The organism is Glaciibacter sp. 2TAF33 (genome assembly GCF_052114945.1).
Lineage (GTDB): Bacteria > Actinomycetota > Actinomycetes > Actinomycetales > Microbacteriaceae > Cryobacterium.
Genome location: NZ_JBFRFS010000010.1, coordinates 97,868 through 115,059 on the forward strand (window position 1 = coordinate 97,868; position 17,192 = coordinate 115,059).

16 protein-coding genes and 1 riboswitch are annotated in these 17,192 nt (G+C 67.7%); of the genes, 5 read left to right on the forward strand and 11 right to left on the reverse strand.

Features of this window, described 5'->3' with window-relative positions; all coding sequences use genetic code 11:
- Positions 1 to 16: 16 nt before the first annotated feature.
- Positions 17 to 1,117 carry a bifunctional diaminohydroxyphosphoribosylaminopyrimidine deaminase/5-amino-6-(5-phosphoribosylamino)uracil reductase RibD gene (gene ribD / locus AB4Y94_RS12115; RefSeq protein WP_441728172.1) on the reverse strand — a complete coding sequence of 367 codons (1,101 nt, stop codon included), beginning with the start codon at positions 1,115 to 1,117 and terminating at the stop codon, positions 17 to 19.
- Between the two features lie 533 nt (positions 1,118 to 1,650).
- Positions 1,651 to 1,783, reverse strand: a riboswitch (FMN riboswitch).
- A gap of 747 nt (positions 1,784 to 2,530) precedes the next feature.
- Here ribD and AB4Y94_RS12120 point away from each other — a divergent pair.
- Complete coding sequence (locus AB4Y94_RS12120; protein WP_441728079.1) at positions 2,531 to 3,415, forward strand: hypothetical protein; 885 nt, start codon at positions 2,531 to 2,533, stop codon at positions 3,413 to 3,415.
- A 204-nt stretch (positions 3,416 to 3,619) separates the two neighbouring features.
- Here AB4Y94_RS12120 and AB4Y94_RS12125 read toward each other — a convergent pair whose 3' ends face one another.
- Genes AB4Y94_RS12125 through AB4Y94_RS12145 form a run of 5 tightly spaced genes read right to left on the reverse strand, consistent with a single transcriptional unit; the run spans position 3,620 to position 7,865 of the window.
- Entirely contained in the window at positions 3,620 to 4,369 is a 750-nt protein-coding gene (locus tag AB4Y94_RS12125) for an HAD family hydrolase (RefSeq protein WP_441728080.1), read from the reverse strand.
- Complete coding sequence (locus AB4Y94_RS12130; RefSeq protein ID WP_441728081.1) at positions 4,369 to 4,935, reverse strand: GNAT family N-acetyltransferase; 567 nt, start codon at positions 4,933 to 4,935, stop codon at positions 4,369 to 4,371. The genes AB4Y94_RS12125 and AB4Y94_RS12130 overlap by 1 nt, the downstream gene beginning before the upstream one ends.
- Complete coding sequence (gene trpS, locus AB4Y94_RS12135) at positions 4,932 to 5,945, reverse strand: tryptophan--tRNA ligase (RefSeq protein ID WP_441728082.1); 1,014 nt, start codon at positions 5,943 to 5,945, stop codon at positions 4,932 to 4,934. The genes AB4Y94_RS12130 and trpS overlap by 4 nt, the downstream gene beginning before the upstream one ends.
- Positions 5,946 to 5,977: 32 nt before the next feature.
- Positions 5,978 to 6,817 carry an exodeoxyribonuclease III gene (locus AB4Y94_RS12140; protein WP_441728083.1) on the reverse strand — a complete coding sequence of 280 codons (840 nt, stop codon included), beginning with the start codon at positions 6,815 to 6,817 and terminating at the stop codon, positions 5,978 to 5,980.
- Positions 6,818 to 6,860: 43 nt separating this feature from the next.
- The gene (locus AB4Y94_RS12145; protein WP_441728084.1) at positions 6,861 to 7,865 is read right to left on the reverse strand and encodes a YihY/virulence factor BrkB family protein; all 1,005 of its coding nucleotides are present in this window, start codon (positions 7,863 to 7,865) and stop codon (positions 6,861 to 6,863) included.
- 156 nt (positions 7,866 to 8,021) lie between these two features.
- On the opposite strand from AB4Y94_RS12145, the gene AB4Y94_RS12150 reads away from it, so the two are divergent.
- The gene (locus AB4Y94_RS12150; RefSeq protein ID WP_441728085.1) at positions 8,022 to 8,588 is read left to right on the forward strand and encodes a hypothetical protein; all 567 of its coding nucleotides are present in this window, start codon (positions 8,022 to 8,024) and stop codon (positions 8,586 to 8,588) included.
- 148 nt (positions 8,589 to 8,736) lie between these two features.
- Here the strand turns inward: AB4Y94_RS12150 and AB4Y94_RS12155 are convergent, their stop codons facing one another.
- The 5 genes from AB4Y94_RS12155 to AB4Y94_RS12175 all read right to left on the reverse strand — a co-directional run bounded on the left by AB4Y94_RS12155 (position 8,737) and on the right by AB4Y94_RS12175 (position 13,481).
- Positions 8,737 to 9,495, reverse strand: coding sequence for a succinate dehydrogenase iron-sulfur subunit (locus tag AB4Y94_RS12155; RefSeq protein WP_441728086.1), 759 nt, complete (start codon positions 9,493 to 9,495; stop codon positions 8,737 to 8,739).
- A gap of 1 nt (position 9,496) precedes the next feature.
- On the reverse strand, positions 9,497 to 11,314 hold the full coding sequence (gene sdhA, locus AB4Y94_RS12160) for a succinate dehydrogenase flavoprotein subunit (RefSeq protein WP_441728087.1): 1,818 nt from the start codon (positions 11,312 to 11,314) through the stop codon (positions 9,497 to 9,499).
- An 18-nt stretch (positions 11,315 to 11,332) separates the two neighbouring features.
- Positions 11,333 to 11,785 carry a succinate dehydrogenase hydrophobic membrane anchor subunit gene (locus tag AB4Y94_RS12165; protein WP_441728088.1) on the reverse strand — a complete coding sequence of 151 codons (453 nt, stop codon included), beginning with the start codon at positions 11,783 to 11,785 and terminating at the stop codon, positions 11,333 to 11,335.
- Between the two features lie 14 nt (positions 11,786 to 11,799).
- Positions 11,800 to 12,216, reverse strand: coding sequence for a succinate dehydrogenase, cytochrome b556 subunit (sdhC, locus tag AB4Y94_RS12170; protein WP_441728089.1), 417 nt, complete (start codon positions 12,214 to 12,216; stop codon positions 11,800 to 11,802).
- Between the two features lie 110 nt (positions 12,217 to 12,326).
- A complete protein-coding gene (locus AB4Y94_RS12175) occupies positions 12,327 to 13,481 on the reverse strand; it encodes a glycosyltransferase family 4 protein (RefSeq protein ID WP_441728090.1) in 1,155 nt (384 codons plus the stop codon).
- A 193-nt stretch (positions 13,482 to 13,674) separates the two neighbouring features.
- Between AB4Y94_RS12175 and AB4Y94_RS12180 the strand changes: the two genes are divergently transcribed.
- The 3 genes from AB4Y94_RS12180 (at position 13,675) to AB4Y94_RS12190 (ending at position 17,157) form a co-directional block, all read left to right on the forward strand.
- Positions 13,675 to 14,793 carry a mannose-1-phosphate guanylyltransferase gene (locus tag AB4Y94_RS12180; RefSeq protein WP_441728091.1) on the forward strand — a complete coding sequence of 373 codons (1,119 nt, stop codon included), beginning with the start codon at positions 13,675 to 13,677 and terminating at the stop codon, positions 14,791 to 14,793.
- Between the two features lie 63 nt (positions 14,794 to 14,856).
- Complete coding sequence (locus AB4Y94_RS12185; protein WP_441728092.1) at positions 14,857 to 15,927, forward strand: BMP family lipoprotein; 1,071 nt, start codon at positions 14,857 to 14,859, stop codon at positions 15,925 to 15,927.
- Positions 15,928 to 16,071: 144 nt separating this feature from the next.
- Positions 16,072 to 17,157 (forward strand): BMP family lipoprotein, encoded by a 1,086-nt coding sequence (locus AB4Y94_RS12190; protein WP_441728093.1) that lies wholly within the window; start codon positions 16,072 to 16,074, stop codon positions 17,155 to 17,157.
- Positions 17,158 to 17,192 lie beyond the last annotated feature (35 nt).

Here is a 17,192-nt window from a genome sequence, read left to right on the forward strand (position 1 = left end):
CGTGTGTTGGTGCGGGTCAGGGCGTGTGGCCAGGGGCTGGTGTGGGGCTGTCGGCGTTCGCCGGGTGGGCGACGAGGAGGATGTCGTCTCCGAGCCGTTCGACGCTGTCGATGCGGAGCCGGCGTTGCTCGCCGATCGTGTCGACGCCGATGTCGCCGAGGGCGAGTCGACTGCCGCCGAGCAGCGTGGGGGCGAGGTAGACGAGGTATTCGTCGACCAGTCCGGCGCTGACGAAGGCGCTGGCCAAGGTAGGACCGCCCTCGATGAAGACCCGGTGAATGCCGCGGCTGTGCAGGTCTTCGAGCACACCGCTGAGGTCGATGCCGGGGGCCGCCGCGGTTTCGCTTCCGCCGTTGCTGCTGCTGTCACTGCTGCTCATACCGACGGCGTCATCGTCGTGCCCGAAGAAGAGCGGGGCATGCGGGTGCGAGTAAATCGCGGCGCTGCCCGGAATGCTGCGGGTGCCGATGACGACGGGGACCGGCTGTTGGGGCAGGAGCCGGCCGTCGGCGCCGCGAGCAGTGAGCGCAGGATCGTCGGCGAGGGCCGTGCCGGTGCCGACCACGATGGCTCCAACGGCGGCGCGGCGGCGGTGAACGTCAGCGCGGGCGGCGGGTCCCGTGATCCACTGGCTGGTGCCGTCGGCGGCGGCGGCACGACCGTCGAGGCTCGACGCCCATTTCAGGGTGACGAATGGCCGGCCGAGGCGGGCGGCGGTGAGCCAGTCGCCGAGGAATACGGCGGCCTCGTCGAGAAGCACACCGGACTCGACTTCGACGTGGGCGGCGCGGAGCCGCTCGGCCCCGCCCGACGAGTGTTCGCCGGGATCGCTCACCGCGTAGACGACCCGGGACACGCCGGCGTCGATCAGGGCGACGGCGCAGGGGCCGGTTCGGCCGGTGTGGTTGCACGGCTCGAGGGTGACGACGGCAGTGGCGCCACGTCCGGCGCCGGCCGGAAGCTGGGCGAGCGCGTCGACCTCGGCGTGGGCTGTGCCGGCGCCCCGGTGCCAGCCTTCGGCGATGGTGTGGCCGTTCGCATCCAGGATGACGCAGCCGACCCGCGGGTTGACGCCGGCGGCTGGTCCGTTTGCGGCCAGCTCGAGGGCGCGGCGCATCACGGATGCGTACTCGATGCCGAAGCGACCCTCGGCGCGGTCGCCTGCGGGAACGCTCGACCAGCCGCCAGCAGCGACATCCGCGCTTCCAGCAGCCGCAACGTCCGTCGTAACGTCCTCCGCACTGCCGGCTTCGGCTGCGTTCGTGCTGCCTGCATCCACCAGGTCTGCGCTGCCTGCTCCGGCAACATTTGTGCCACCGGAACCCGCAAGGTCCGCACGGCCTGCTCCGTTAACGTCCGCACTGCCGGGTTGGGTGGTGTTCGCGCTGCCGGCCGGAGCAACGTCCGCGTTGCCGGCCGGGGCAACGTCCGCGTTGCCGGCCCCGGCAACGTCGACGCCAACGTCAACGCGGTCGTCCGCAGGTACAGCGGCGCTCGACGTCGCGCGCTTGGTTGCCGCGTCGGGCGCGGCAATCGGTGCCGTCTCTGCGCTCGCCATATCAGGCATCCGCTCCTCATTCGTCTGGTACGAACTCCGGGGTGCGGTCGCGCAACGCGAAACCTGCCGATCGGATTCGAGAATCCAACCGACCCGTGCGCCTCCCATCCGGACTTTAACCGTCGGTGCTGGAATTTCACCAGCTCAACCGTTTCGCCCTTTCGAACGGAACGGCTCGCGGACTTTCACCGCCGGTTCGGATTCACACCGACCCCGGAGCACGTTTCTTCTCTCAGTTATAGCTCAACGCGCGTCCACTTGAGTTATTCCCGCGTCACATTCCCGCCTTTTAAACACAATGTGCGCCGTGTGCGGCCGCCGCCCGCTGCATTATTCCTGCTATTTGATCGTGCTGTAGTCAGCAACCGCATGTTTCCGCGTCCGGCAAACTGGGGTCACAACATTTTGCAGGAGTTACGATCCCGGGCGCGGCGCGAGCCGCAACAGGAACCGGAGCGGAACGGAGCGGCAACGGAGCGGAACGGGAGCGGGAGCGGGAGCGGGAACCGGAGCGGGAGCGGGAACCGGAGCGGAACGGAGCGGGAGGGTAGCGGGTATGGAGCGGGAACGGGAACGGGAGCGGAGCGGGAACGCAGCGGGAACGGGAACGGGAACGGGAACGGGAACGGGAACGGGAGCGGGAACGCAGCGGGAACGTAGGAGCGGAACGGAGCCGAACGGAGCGGGAGCGCAGGAGCGGAACGGAGCCGAACGGAGCGAGAGCGGGAACGCAGCGGGCGAATACAGTTCCACGGTGCGGCCGGTGCTGGAAGGCCCCGGGCGTCGCAAGCTGCCCGGCATAACTCCTGCCTTCCGATGATGCGGCTCCCGTCGCTTCCCGGGCCGCACCGCAGCGCCCGCCCCGTTGAGGCTGATTGCAGGAGTTATGCACAGGAGAATGTCGCAGCGGCCTCTCCACAGATCCGTCGGTTGCGTCCCCGACGAGACTTTCGGGCGTCCACCCTCGTCAGTATGGAATATTCGGACGCTGAATTTGGAACTCGCCGCATCTTTTCGCGCGGCGACCTGATTGGGTCGGGGCTGACCGGGCACGCCATTACCGAAGCGGTCCGATCCGCGGAGCTGATCCGCGTTCGTCGCGATCACTATGCGCTGCCGGGCACTGATCGGCACACCGTTGAAGCAGTACGGGTCGGTGGCCGGCTGACGTGCATCTCCGCAGCACGGGAACTCGGGATATTTGTGTTCGACTCGCGATTCACCCACCTCCATGTGGAGCGGTCCGCATCGCGATTGCGAAACCCCGGGCAGCGACGACTTCCTCTCTCCGCCGGCCAGCGCGACGGCGTCACGGTGCACTGGTGGCCGCTGATCGACACTGCGGACGGCACGGAATACTGCGTGGGGGCCAGAGACGCCTTGGCGCACATCATTCGGTGCCAAACGGCGAACTTCGCTCTTGCCGCTTTGGACACCGCACTCCACGACGGGAAGATTCAGACAAGCGACCTTCCCGAGATTTTCGCTGCGGTTCCGGCGAAGCACAGTGGATTGCAGCTTCAGATCGATGCGCGAGCCGATGCGGGGCAGGAGACGGTGTTGCGCCGGCTCATCGTGGACGCGGGCATGAGGTGTCACATTCAGGTATGGATCCCAGGTGTCGGACGAGTCGACATGGTGGTCGAGGAATGCGTCGTGTTGGAGGCCGACAGCCAGGCACACCACAAGTCGTGGGACGAACACGTCCGCGATCGAACCCGCGACCGCCGTCTTGCTGAACTGCACTACGTCTCGTTGCGCGTCCTCTACCAGGACATCATGTTCCACCCCGAGGGCGTGGTCCGGGCGGTCAGGGAGCTGGTTCAAATCTGTCGCAACGGAAGCACTCGCGCATAACTCCTGCAGTCCGCGCCGCCAGGGGGGAACTTCCGCGAGATAGAGCAGCGCTCATGTCGGTCGGGCGACGAATTGCAGGAGTTATGCGTGGGGGGTGAGAGCGGAGGCACCAGCAGACCATCGCGGGCACCCAGCAGGCCCCCGCGGGCACCCAAGCCGGCCCCCGTGGGCACCGGCGGGCCCCCGCGGGCACCCAGAGGCGCGTCAGGCGGCGGTGAGGGCGGCCGGCAACTCGGCCAGGCCGCTGATGCGGACCACGCCGAGTCGCGCCGCGTCGAGGGCATCAGCCTCAGCGACGGATGCGCCGCGTCGGTCGAGCCAGACGCCGGTCAGGCCGGCCCCCGCGGCCCCGATCGCGTCGGTCCGCAGCCGGTCGCCGACGTAGGCCGCCGCCGCAGGAGCCACACCGAAGACATCGCAGGCGTGGGTGAAGATCCGCGCATCCGGCTTGGTGAACCCAAGCGCGCCCGACGCGACCACATGCTCGATCCGCTCGGCCAGGCCGGTGAACTCAAGCTTCCGCAGCTGGTACGCGAGCCCGGCATTGGTGATCAGCCCGAATCGCACCCCGGGCAACGCCGCCTCGAGCGCATCCAGGCAGGGCAGCGTGTCGTCGTGCAGCCTCCAGCCACTCTCGTAGTGGGCGAAGTAGGCGTCGAACCATGCCCCGGCCTCGGCTTCGGTGAGCTCCACGCCGTGGGCGGCCGCGAAATCGCGGGCCCGGGCCCTCCGCTGCCCCTGGAAGTCCAGCGCGCCCGCCAGGTAGGAGTGGTAGTGCTCCTCCTCGAGGGCATACCAGAGGGTGACGGCCGCCGACGGGTCGACCGCCGTGAACGGGCCGCCCACCGCGTGGAGGTGCCGCACGATGGCCGCGTCAACGACTTCCCGGTGTGCGAAGAGGGTGTCGTCGAGGTCGAACAGCACGACTTCCGGCGCCGCTTCTCGGCCGCCCATCAGCCCGTGACCTCCGCGGGCCACCCGTCCTTCGTGGCGCGTTCGTCCGAGGCCTTCAACCAGCCCTGCCATGACAGCGGATGCGACCCGTCGCGGTAGGGGGCCAGTGACGGTCCCTGCCCGGTGAAGGTGAACCCGGTCTTCCGGGCAACACGTGCCGACGCTCTGTTCCCGATCAGGCATTCCCAGTGGATCGCGTCGACGATCCCCTCCGCGAAGGCCCAATCGGCGACCATCCGCAATGCCTCGGCAATGTAGCCGTTGCCGCGGTGGGGGGAACCGAGCCAGAACCCGATCGACCCGCTGGGCAGACGCAGGCCGATGACGCCGAGCAGTTCGGGGCGGCCGGGGGCGCGCAACGCCCAGGTGTACTCCCGGTCGGCCTTCCACGCTCCCGGTATGTACCGTTCGATGAATGTTTCAGCGTCGGAGAGGTTGTAGGGCCACGGGACGGTGAGGAAACGTTCGAACAGCGGATCCTGGCAGAACTCATACATCGACTCGGCGTCGGTGAGTACCGGCTGGTCCAGGCGCAGCAGCGGTGACTCCAGCTCGACCGGCCTCATCGGGTACGGCCCCGCAGCAGCCCGACGCGGTCGTAGGCCCGCGCCAGGGTCTCGCCGGCGACCGCCGCCGCACGGTCCGCGTTCGCGGCGAGGGTCCGATCGAGCTCGGCGGGGTCGTCGAGCATCTCGATGACTCGCTGCCGGACCGGCCCGAACGTTCCGGTCACCACCTCGGCGAGGCCCTTCTTGAAGTCACCGTAGCCGCGGCCGGCGTATTCGTCCTCGAGTGAGGCGATGGTGCGCCCGGTGATGCTGGAATAGATGGTGAGCAGGTTCGCCACCCCGGGCTTGTTCTCACGGTCGAACACCACGCCGCCCTCTGCATCCGTCACTGCCCGCATGATCTTCTTGGCGGTGACGGACGGCTCGTCGAGCATCCACAGCACCCCGGCATGCGACTCGGCGGACTTCGACATCTTCGCGGTCGGGTTCTGCAGGTCGTAGATCTTCGCCGTCTCGCGCACGATCGAGGCCTCCGGCACCACGAACGTCTCGCCGAAGCGGGCGTTGAACCGGGTGGCGAGGTCGCGGGTGAGTTCGACGTGCTGGCGCTGGTCCTCGCCGACCGGCACGATCTCCGTGTCGTAGAGGAGGATGTCCGCGGCCATCAGCACCGGGTAGGCGAACAACCCGACGGTGGTCGCCTCGGCGCCGTGCCGGGCGGACTTGTCCTTGAACTGGGTCATCCGGCTGGCCTCGCCGAACCCGGTGATGGTGTTCAGTAGCCACGCCAGCTCGGCGTGGGCTGGCACGTGCGACTGCACGTACAGCGTCGACGACGCCGGGTCGATGCCCGCGGCGATGTATTGCGCGGCGGTGCGGCGGGTGTTGGCGGCCAGCAGGGCAGGGTCCTGCGGCACGGTCAGGGCGTGCAGGTCGACGATCGAGAAGAACGCGTCGTGCGTCTCCTGCAGGGCCTTCCAATTGAGGAGGGCACCGATGTAGTTGCCGATCTGCAGCGACTCGGCCGACGGTTGCATGCCGGAGTACAGGCGGGTCTTTGTGGTCATAGTGAAGAAACTCTCGTGAAGCGAAGGGGTGGTCAGATGGCGTAGTCGACGACGACAGGCGTGTGGTCCGACCATCGTTCGTCGTAGGCCGCGGCCCGGTCGACGGCGTAGTTGACAACGGATGCGGCCAGCCGACTGGTTGCGAGCTGGTAGTCGATCCGCCAACCGGAGTCGTTGTCGAAGGCCTGTCCGCGCCAGGACCACCAGGTGTACGGTCCGTCGACTTCGCCGGCCCACTTACGCCCGACGTCGACCCAGCCGAGGCCGGCCCCGGCGTTGTACTGCTCGTGGTCTTCCGCGCCGACGATGCGGTCGAAGTATGCGCGCTCCTCGGGCAGGAATCCGGCGCGCTTCACGTTCCCGCGCCAGTTCTTGATGTCCAGCGTGCGGTGGCCCACGTTGAGGTCGCCGAGTATCACGGCGTGCTCGCTGTGCGCCTCGATTTCCGGCAGCCGGGCGAGCATCGCGTCGAGGAAAGTGATCTTCTCGTCCTGCTTCGGGTGGCCGGCCTCGCCGGAGTGCACATAGGTGCTCACGACCGTGACGATGGTGCCGTTGACCTCGTAGTCGGCCTCAAGCCAGCGGCCGGCGCTGTCGAAGTCCTCCGCGCCCAGTTCCACCCGGTGGATCGACGCCGACGACCGGCTGGCCAGGGCCACGCCGGCGCGGCCCTTGGCCGTGGCGGCATCGTGGATGATCGACCACTCGGGGCCCAGCAGCGCCTCCAGGTCTTCGGTGGACGCGCGTACCTCCTGGAGGGCGAGGATGTCGACGTCGCGGTTCTCCAGCCAGTCGCCCATGCCCTTGCGGTACGCGGCGCGGACGCCGTTGGTGTTGATGGTGGCAATGCGCAGCGGCTTGGACGTCGACATGGCTCAATTCTAGTTTGGGCCGCCGACAGCACCGGTTCGGCCGTCAGGCTCCCCGCCCCCCGGTCGCGCCAGTCCGGGCGGCGCCTTCCCCGGCCGCGCCAGCCCCCGCAACACCTGCCCCCGGCCCAGCACTCGCCCCAGCCGCAGCCCCCGGATCGGGCATCACCGCTCGCGTCCGCTCGGGCGACAACCCGGCATCCGTCATGCCGACCGCGATCCAGGACGCGGCGAGCAGTGTCACGGTGCTGGTCAGGTTGAACCAGATCAGGAGCCCGAGGATCACGGCGAAGGTGGCCAACAGCGGGTTGCGCCCTGCGCCGCCGAGAAGGGTGGACCCCAGGACCTTGAGCACTCCCAGTGCGATCGCCCCGAGCAGCGACCCGGCAGCCAGCCGGGGGAGCGGGATGCGCACCTGCGACAGCACCCGGAACAGGGCAGCCAGGGTGACGGTGTCGATCAGCAGCACCAGCAGCAGGCCGGAGCCGCGTGCTGTGGCGGTGAACCAGAACGAGTCCTCCGGAAGGCCGGCGAGGCTGAACAGCCAGCTGAGCGTGGACGTGCTGCCGAGCGAGATCAGGGCCGACACGATGAGGGTGAGCCCGAAGAGGATTCCGAGGCCCAGCTCGCGAAGCTTCACCAGCAGGAAGAACGTGGTGTTCCGCGGCATGCCGAAAATGGTGCGCACCGCCTGCGCCGTAGTGGACAACCAGCCCAGGGCCGTCAGCAGGAGGCCGACGAGGGCCACCGCCCCGGTCCAGCTGAGAACGCTCGCGGCGGCGAGCTGGCTGGGGTCGATGATCCCGTTGGCGCCGATCAATCCGGGGATGGACTGGTTGATCAGGGCGTAGAGCGAATCGGTCAGCTCGCTGTTCGATGAAAGCCACAGCCCGATGATGGAGAAGCCCACCCAGAGCGCAGCGAAGACAGCGAAAATGGCCTGGTATGACATGCCGCCGGCGAGGATCGCGCCACTGCTCTCCGAGTAGTGCACGACAACCCGCACCACCTTCAGGGCCTTGACCCGGTCGATGATGGCGATGATCGTCATCGGGCCAGCCTAGCCGCGCGACAACGCCCCCAATTCGGGGCGCAAACACTACTTGAGGGGTGCTCAAGTCTTGTGCCCCCGGTTCGCGCTCTGCCAGTATTCCAGTGCTGACCCAACCCGAGCCGGCTATCCATACCCGAACATGGATGGTTTGTCATGTCGACACCCCAGCGCACGTTGCAGAACGCGGAAACCACCCATTCCCCGCGCACTGTTCCTGCCTACTGCGCCATCGCGGCGGTCGCAGTGCTGCTGCTCGCCGCGATTTCGACAGGCACCGCTCACGCTGCCACAGCGGATGCCGACGAGGCGCTGACGAAGGCCAGCGAACACTCGTTCCCGGGCCGGCTTTCAATCCCCGAACCGCCGACGGCGCCGCAACCCGAGGCGGCGCCGTCGGCTACCTCCACCCCGATCGGCATGAACCCGTCGATCACCCTGACCGTCGCTAAACCCGACACTGGCGCGGTCGGACCTGGGGGAGGTGGCGTCATCGAGCTTGCTCTGGCCGCCACCGGCGCTGGCCAGGATGTCGCGTGGCGCGCCCACGCCCGCGGCGTCCTGGCCACCGAACACTTCGTGCCGGCCCCGGAGTCGCAGCCGGCCCCCGCCGGATTCGCCGCGGTCCGGCTGCTGCCGCTGGCCGGGGCGCTGGTCGTGCTCTCAGCCCTGCTGGCGCTGTTTGCGCTGCGGAGCCGCAGCGACGACTTCGACGAGCAATAGACGAGCAGTAGTCGAGCAGTAGTCGACGAGCAACCGACGCGCCGCAGCCGGCGACGATGCGGCCACCGGCACCGGCACCGGCACCGGCACCGGCACATCCGCTGTCGCCGCCGGCCGGGTGGGGCCGACGACGATGCGGAACCGAGACCTACGCCTTGCCCCGCATGATCGCCTGCTTGACCTCGGCGATCGCCTGCGTCACCTGGATGCCACGTGGGCACGCCTCGGTGCAGTTGAAGGTGGTGCGGCAGCGCCACACGCCTTCCTGGTCGTTGAGGATGTCGAGTCGCACGGCGGCGTTGTCGTCGCGCGAGTCGAAGATGAAGCGGTGCGCGTTGACGATCGCGGCCGGGCCGAAGTACTGGCCGTCGGTCCAGAAGATCGGGCAGCTCGAGGTGCAGGCGGCGCAGAGGATGCACTTGGTGGTGTCGTCGAAGCGGGCGCGCTCGGCGACGGTCTGGATGCGCTCCTTGCCGTCCTTGGGGGCCTGCTTGGAGACCAGGAACGGCTGCACTTCGCGGAACGAGTCGAAGAACGGCTCCATGTCGACGATCAGGTCCTTCTCCAGCGGCAGGCCCTTGATGGCCTCCACGTAGACGGGCTTGGTGATGTCGAGGTCCTTGATCAGTGTCTTGCAGGCCAGTCGGTTGCGACCGTTGATGCGCATCGCGTCCGAACCGCAGACGCCGTGCGCGCAGGAGCGGCGGAAGCTGAGCGAACCGTCCTGCTCCCACTTGATCTTGTGCAGCGCGTCCAGGATGCGGTCGGTCGGGAACATCTCGACGTCGAAGTCCTGCCAGCGCGGCTCGTCGTCCACTTCGGGGTCGAAGCGGCGGATGATGAGGGTGACGGTGAACGACTCGATCGTCTCGGGGACGGCCGGCTTGTCGATGGTGGCAGTGCTCACGTCAGTACTTCCTCTCCATGGGCTGGTAGCGCGTGATGACGACGGGCTTCCAGTCCAGCGAAATGTGGTCTCCGGCATCCGCTGAGTGCGGGTCCCCGGTCAGGTACGCCATGGTGTGCTTCATGTAGTTGGCGTCGTCGCGGTCGGGGTAGTCGTCGCGCATGTGGCCGCCACGGCTTTCCTTGCGGTTGCGGGCCGAGAACACGACGACTTCGGCGAGGTCGAGCAGGAAGCCGAGCTCCACCGCTTCGAGCAGGTCGGTGTTGAACCGGCGGCCCTTGTCCTGCACGCCGATGTTCTTGTAGCGCTCGCGCAGCTGGTGGATGGTCTGGGTGACCTCGGCCAGCGACTCGTCGGTGCGGAACACCTGCGCCTTGGTGTCCATCATCTCCTGCAGCTCCTTGCGCAGCACGGAGATGCGCTCGGTGCCGGTGGACGAGCGGATGCCCTCAAGCAGGTTCCGAACGAAGTCAGCGGCACCCTCAGGCAGCGGCGTGAAGTCGACCGTCTTGACGTAGGCGACGGCGTTGTTGCCGGCGCGCTTGCCGAATACGTTGATGTCGAGCAGCGAGTTGGTGCCGAGGCGGTTGGAGCCGTGCACCGAGACGCAGGCGCACTCGCCGGCGGCGTAGAGGCCGGGGACGACGGTGGTGTTGTCGCTGAGCACCTCGGCGTTGACGTTGGTCGGGATTCCGCCCATTGCGTAGTGCGCGGTCGGCATCACCGGCACCGGCTCCGTGACCGGGTCGACGCCGAGGTAGGTGCGGGCGAACTCGGTGATGTCGGGAAGCTTGGTCTCGAGGACCTCGGCGCCGAGGTGGGTGCAGTCGAGGTACACGTAGTCCTTGTTCGGGCCGGCGCCGCGACCCTCTGCGACCTCTTTCACCATGCAGCGGGCGACGATGTCGCGCGGGGCGAGGTCCTTGATGGTCGGGGCGTAGCGCTCCATGAACCGTTCACCGCTGGCGTTCCGGAGGATCGCACCCTCGCCGCGGGCTCCCTCGGTGAGGAGGATGCCGAGCCCGGCCAGGCCGGTCGGGTGGAACTGGAAGAACTCCATGTCCTCCAGCGGGAGGCCCTTGCGCCAGATGATGCCGACGCCGTCACCGGTGAGGGTGTGGGCGTTGGAGGTGGTCTTGAAGATCTTCCCGAAGCCACCGGTGGCGAAGATGAACGCCTTGGCCTGGAACACGTGCAGCTCGCCGGACGAGAGGTCGTATGCGACGACGCCGGACGGCTTCTTCACTCCGTCGACCTCGGTCATGATCAGGTCGAGCACGTAGAACTCGTTGAAGAAGTTGATGCCACGCTTGACGCAGTTCTGGTACAGCGTCTGGAGGATCATGTGGCCGGTGCGGTCGGCGGCGTAGCAGGCGCGGCGCACCGGGCTCTTGCCGTGGTCGCGGGTGTGGCCGCCGAAGCGGCGCTGGTCGATCTTGCCCTCCGGGGTGCGGTTGAACGGCAGGCCCATGTTCTCGAGGTCGATGACCGCGTCGATGGCCTCCTTGGCCAGGATCTCCGCGGCATCCTGGTCGACGAGGTAGTCGCCGCCCTTGACCGTGTCAAAGGTGTGCCACTCCCAGTTGTCTTCCTCGACGTTGGCGAGGGCGGCAGCCATGCCGCCCTGCGCCGCTCCGGTGTGCGAGCGGGTCGGGTAGAGCTTGGAGATCACGGCGGTCCGGGCGCCGGGCCCGGCTTCGATGGCGGCACGCATGCCGGCACCACCCGCTCCCACAATCACAATGTCGTACTGGTGGTAGTGCACACCGTCGATGACGGTGGACTCCGAGGGCGCGGTCACAGTGGCATCCGTTGACATGGTTTGTTTTTGCAGCTCCTAGCTGGCCGAGCAGAACGAGGGAAGAAGATCGGCGGGCGAACCGGCCGGGCACGGGTCGAACGTGAAGACCACGAGCGTGCCGAGCACGATGAGCACGACAACGGCGGCGAGGATGGCCGACTTGAGGATGCCGCGAACCAGCGGGGCGGAGGCGTAGTCGTTGACCAGCGTGCGCATGCCGTTGCCGCCGTGGATCAGGGCGAGCCAGAGCATCAGGACGTCCCAGATCTGCCAGAACGGGGTGGCCAGTTTGCCGGCGACGAACGCGAAGTTCAGTGCGTCGACGCCTTCGCCGACCATGAGGTTCACGAACAGGTGGCCGAAGATCAGCACCACCAGGACGACGCCGGAGACGCGCATGTAGATCCAGCCCCACTTCTCCCAGTTCACGCCGCGCTTGCGGGGCGTACGGGTGTAGGGGCTGCGGGGGGCTTCAATAGCGGTTGACATGTCTGTTCCCCCTCCTAGTGGCTGAAGACGTTCATCAGGTGGCGGGGGGCAAAGCCGAGCATCGTGACCACCCAGAGGCCGATGACCACGTAGAACATGATCTTCGAGTACTTGGCGTTCCAGAAGTCGATCAGGATGATCCGGATCCCGTTGAACGCGTGGAAGACGATCGCGGCGACGAGGGCCGTCTCACCGAGGCCCATGATCGGCGTCTGGTAGGTGCTGATCACCGTGTTGTACGCCTCGGGGCTGATGCGCACCAGTGCCGTGTCGAGGATGTGCACCAGCAGGAAGAAGAAGATCGCGACGCCGGTGATGCGGTGCAGCACCCACGACCACATGCCTTCCCGGCCCCGGTACAGGGTTCCTGCGGGGCGACGCGAGGTCGTCCGTTGCTGATATGTCAGGGTTCCCGCCGTTTGATCTGGCATGAACAACCCTCCCAGGCTTCATCGTGGCCTCGCACGTGGGGGCCGTGAACGCGTGAATGAACGCACATCCATCTTATGTGCCGCCTCACAGGATTTTTTCTTAGGGCAGCCTAACGTTGCAGCCGGAGCGGCACGCTGGCCACCGCCCGCAAAGCCAGGCGGTGGTCGATGACCCGGTCGTAGTGGCCGAGCAGGTCGGTGCAGACCCGCTCCCACGACCGGCCGAGCACCGCCCGTCGGCCCGCCTCTCCCATCCGGCGCCGGAGCGCGCCGTCGTCGACGAGCTGCGACGAAAAGTGGCGGAGGTCGGCGTCGTCGTCCGGCCGGAACAGGAATCCGTCGCGTCCGTGGTCGACGAGGTCGACCGGTCCGCCCGCGCGCGGGGCCACGACCGGCAGCCCGGCGGCGTGCGCCTCCTGGATGGTCTGGCCGAACGTCTCCTCGGTCCCGGTGTGCAGGAACATGTCGAAGCCGGCGTACGCGTCCCGCAACGCCGACCCGGACAGGCGGCCCAGCCAGGTCACGGGCATACCGGACAGCTCCCGCTGCACCGCGGGCAGCGACGGTCCGTCGCCGACGATGGCCAGGCTGAAGCCGCGCATCCCGCGGAGGGCGCGCATCCGCTCCACCTGTTTCTCGGGCGCGATCCGGCCGACGTAGCCGATCACCGTTTCGCCCGCGGGGGAGAGCCGGCCGCGCAGCAGGGCTGCGGCGGGGTCGTCGCGCCGGTTCGGGTGGAAACCGTCGAGGTCGACGCCGCGGGCCCAGAAATCGAGGCGGGCCAAACCCGCGCGCTGCACGTCGCGCATGGAGGCGGTCGAGGGCACCAGGGTGAGGTCGGCGCCGTCGTGCACCCACTTCACCAGGCGCCAGGCGAGCCGGGAGGCACGGCCGAGGTGGTTGCGGCGGGCGTACCCGGCGACATCGGTCTGGAACACGGCGACCGAGGGAATGCCGAGCCGGTTTGCCGCGGCGATGCCCTGCGCTCCGAGCAGGAACGGCGAGGCGGCGTGGAGCACATCGGGGCGGAACCCGGCGAGCAAGCGCTGCACCTGAGGGCTCGGCACCCCGACCGGGAACTGCCGGTAGGCGACGGCGGGGACGGTGTGCACCGGGAACCCGGCGTACTCGGCCGGGGCTCCCGCCGGCGCGATGACCAGCGCGTCGTGCCCGTGCGCGGCCAGGTGTTCGAGCACCTTGCAGACGCTCGTGGTGACCCCGCTCACCGTGGGGAGGAAGCTCTCGCTGATGACCGCGACCCGCATGCCCGCACCCTATTCGGGCGGAATGGCCCGCCGGTTACGCGCCGGTGAACGCCCGCTTCGGTGACTGGCCGCACGTATTCAGGAGAATCAGGGGCAGCTCGCCCGCATGCGGCACACCGGCCTCGATCCTCCTTGACTCTGCGCGGTATCGGCCGGAGAAGGCCACTCGGATATGCCCGGGTAGTCTGGCTGGATGCCTGACTCTTCAGCACTCGACCGCTTCTACAGTGTGATTCCGGCCGGCGGCATCGGTTCGCGGCTCTGGCCGCTCTCCCGCGCCGACGCGCCGAAGTTCCTGCACGACCTCACCGGGTCCGGGCAGACACTGCTCCGTGACACCTGGGACCGGCTGGCGCCCCTGTCCGGCGACCAGCGGATCATGGTGGTCACCGGCCGCGCCCACCGCGCGGCAGTGGAGGCGCAACTGCCCGAACTGGCCGACCCCAACGTGGTGCTCGAGAGCGAGCCCAAGGAGTCCACCGCCGCGATCGGGCTGGCCGCGGCGATCCTGCAGAAGCGAGAGCCCGGCGTCATCATCGGGTCCTTCGCCGCCGACCACGTGATCAAGAGCGCGCCGCTGTTCCACCAGGCGGTGCGTGAGGCGGTCGTGGCAGCGGATGCCGGCTACATCGTCACGATCGGCATCCAGCCGGCTGAGCCCGCCATCGCCTTCGGTTACATCAAGTGCTCCAGGCCGCTCCAGATCGATGGGGCGCCGAACGCGCTCTCGGTCGGTTCATTCGTGGAGAAGCCGAACCTCGCCACAGCCAAGCGCTACCTCGCCAACGGCCACTACCTCTGGAACGCCGGCATGTTCATCGCCCGCGCCGACCGGCTGCTCGAGGAGATCGCCGCGTCGGAGCCCGAGCTGCACGCCGGGCTGCTGGAACTCGCGGACGCCTGGGACACCCCGGCGCGCGGGGCCGTGGTCGACCAGGTCTGGCCGAGGCTGAAGAAGATCGCCATCGACTATTCCGTCGCCGAACCGGTCGCCGCGAAGGGCAAGCTGGCCGTGATTCCCGGGCAGTTCGACTGGGACGACGTGGGGGACTTCGCCTCCATCGCCAAGCTGCATTCCGGGGGGCGCAAGCGGGACCTGGCCATCCTCGGCGAGGGCGCCAGGGTGCTGGCGGACTCGTCCAGCGGCATCGTCGTCAGCCACACCGGGCGGATGATCGCGCTGGTCGGCGTGCAGGACATCGTCGTGGTCGACACCCCCGATGCGCTCCTGGTCACCACCAGCGCGAACGCCCAGAAGGTGAAGTCCGTCGTGGACGCGCTGAAGCTCTCCGGCTCCAGCGACGTGCTCTGACCCTCGGATCCGCAATCTCCTAGACTCAACACACACAGCACTCCACAGCTCAAGGGGCACCCCATGTCACGCCGTCGTTTCATCCTCCCCGTTGTCGTCGTCCTGGCATCCGTTGCCGTCCTCGCCGCCTGCGCGCCCGCGCCAGAGAAGAGCACGGCAACCAACAGCCCCGACAGCTCCTATTGCGCCCGGATGGTGACGAACTCAGGCGGTCTGCAGGACCGCTCCTTCAACCAGTCGAGCTGGGAGGGCCTGCAACAGGCCAAGCAGAAGTTCGGCATCGACGTGAGCGCGCTCGTCTCCACCACGGAGACCGACCTCGCCCCGAACGTGTCCGAAGCGGTGGGCAGCGGATGCCAGTTCGTGCTGACGGTCGGTTTCGAGCTGGCCGACGCCACGACCGCTGAGGCCGCGAAGAACCCCGACATCCACTTCTCCATCGTCGACGAGCAGGTGGATGGCCCCAACATCAAGCCGATCGTGTTCGACACCGCGCAGGCCGCCTACCTGGCCGGTTACCTCGCGGCGGGCGTGAGCAAGACCGGCAAGGTCGGCACCTTCGGCGGCGGCAACCAGCCGCCCGTCACCCTGTTCATGGACGGCTTCTCCGACGGCGTCGCCAAGTACAACGAAGTGCACGGCACCCAGGTCTTGCTCCTCGGCTGGGACAAGGCGACGCAGGACGGCTCGTTCACCGGCGACTTCGAAGACGTGAACAAGGGCAAGTCATTCGCCCAGGGCCTGATCGACCAGGGCGCAGACGTCATCCTCCCGGTCGCCGGGCAGGTCGGCGAGGGTGCCGCGGCCGCGGTGCTCGAGTCCGGGACGGCTTCGCTGATCTGGGTCGACAGTGACGGCTACGAGACGCTGCCGGCCGAGTACCGGCCGATCGTTCTCACCAGCGTGCTGAAGAACACGCAGGACGCCGTGGTCGCCATCGTCGGGGACGACATGAACGGCAAGTTCGACAACACGCCTTTCGTCGGCACGCTCAAGAACGGTGGCGTCGAGATCGCGCCGTTCCATGACCGCGCCGCGCTGGTGACGGATGCCCTGGCCAAGGAAGTGGACCAGATCCGGGCCGCGATCATCGCCGGCATCGTCACCGCCGACAGCCCCAGTTCCCCGAGGTGAACGCGGCCGGTTGGGCGCCCGATGATTTCGGGTTGGTAACTGTTCAACGACGATCCGATTTTGCTCATCTGAGCAGGACATTGTTCGGTAGCCTGTAGCCACACAGCCCCTGCCCAGGGCAGGGCCGCACCTTGGAGGTCATTCTTGAGCATCACAACCCGTAAGGCCGCGCTCAGCGGTCTCACCATGGTGGGCGTCCTCGCCCTCCTGGCAGCCTGTGCCCCAGCCCCGTCCACCGGCGGGTCCAGCGACACCGGCAAGGCCGCCAGCGACTTCGTTCCCTGCATGGTCTCAGACGCCGGCGGGTTCGACGACAAGTCGTTCAACCAGCTCGGCCTCGAGGGCCTGAAGGCAGCGGCGGACAAGCTCGGCGTCAAGCCGATCAGCGTCCAGTCCAGCTCCGACACCGACTACGCGCCGAATATCACCAACCTGATCGACCAGGGCTGCAAGCTGATCGTGACGGTCGGCTTCAACCTCGCCGCTGCCACCAAGGATGCCGCCGCCGCGAACTCCGACGTCGACTTCGCGATCATAGATGACAGCTCGATCGACGCCTCGAACGTCAAGTCCCTGGTCTTCGACACCGCCCAGTCCGCATTCATGGGCGGCTACGCTGCCGCCAGCTACTCGAAGACCGGCGTCGTCGGAACCTTCGGCGGCCTGCCCATCCCGCCGGTCACGATCTTCATGGACGGCTTCGTTGACGGCGTGAACTACTTCAACAAGCAGAAGGGCAAGAACGTCCAGGTCAAGGGCTGGGACGTCGCAAGCCAGAACGGCACCTTCACCGGCGGCTTCGACGCCGGCACCGACGCGAAGCAGGCGGCACAGGGCCTGATCGACCAGAACGCCGACGTGATCATGCCGGTCGGTGGCCCGATCTACAAGAGTGCGGCCGAGGCTGTGCGCGACGCGAACAAGGGGATCGTCCTGATCGGCGTCGACGCCGACGTCACCCAGACCGACACGGCCAACGCAGACCTGTTCCTCACCTCGGTGATGAAGGGCATCAAGCCGGGCGTCGAAGATGTCGTCTCCACTGCCGGAGCAGGCAAGTTCGACAAGTCCCCGTACGTGGGCAACCTGAAGAACGACGGCGTCGGACTGGCCCCGTTCCACGACTACGAGTCCAAGGTCGACCCGGCGCTGAAGGGTGAACTGGACACCATCAAGGCCGGTATCATCGACGGCTCGATCAAGGTCGAGTCGCCCTCGTCACCGAAGTAGCACCAACACAGGCGTCGGGGAGGCCAGCTGCCCAG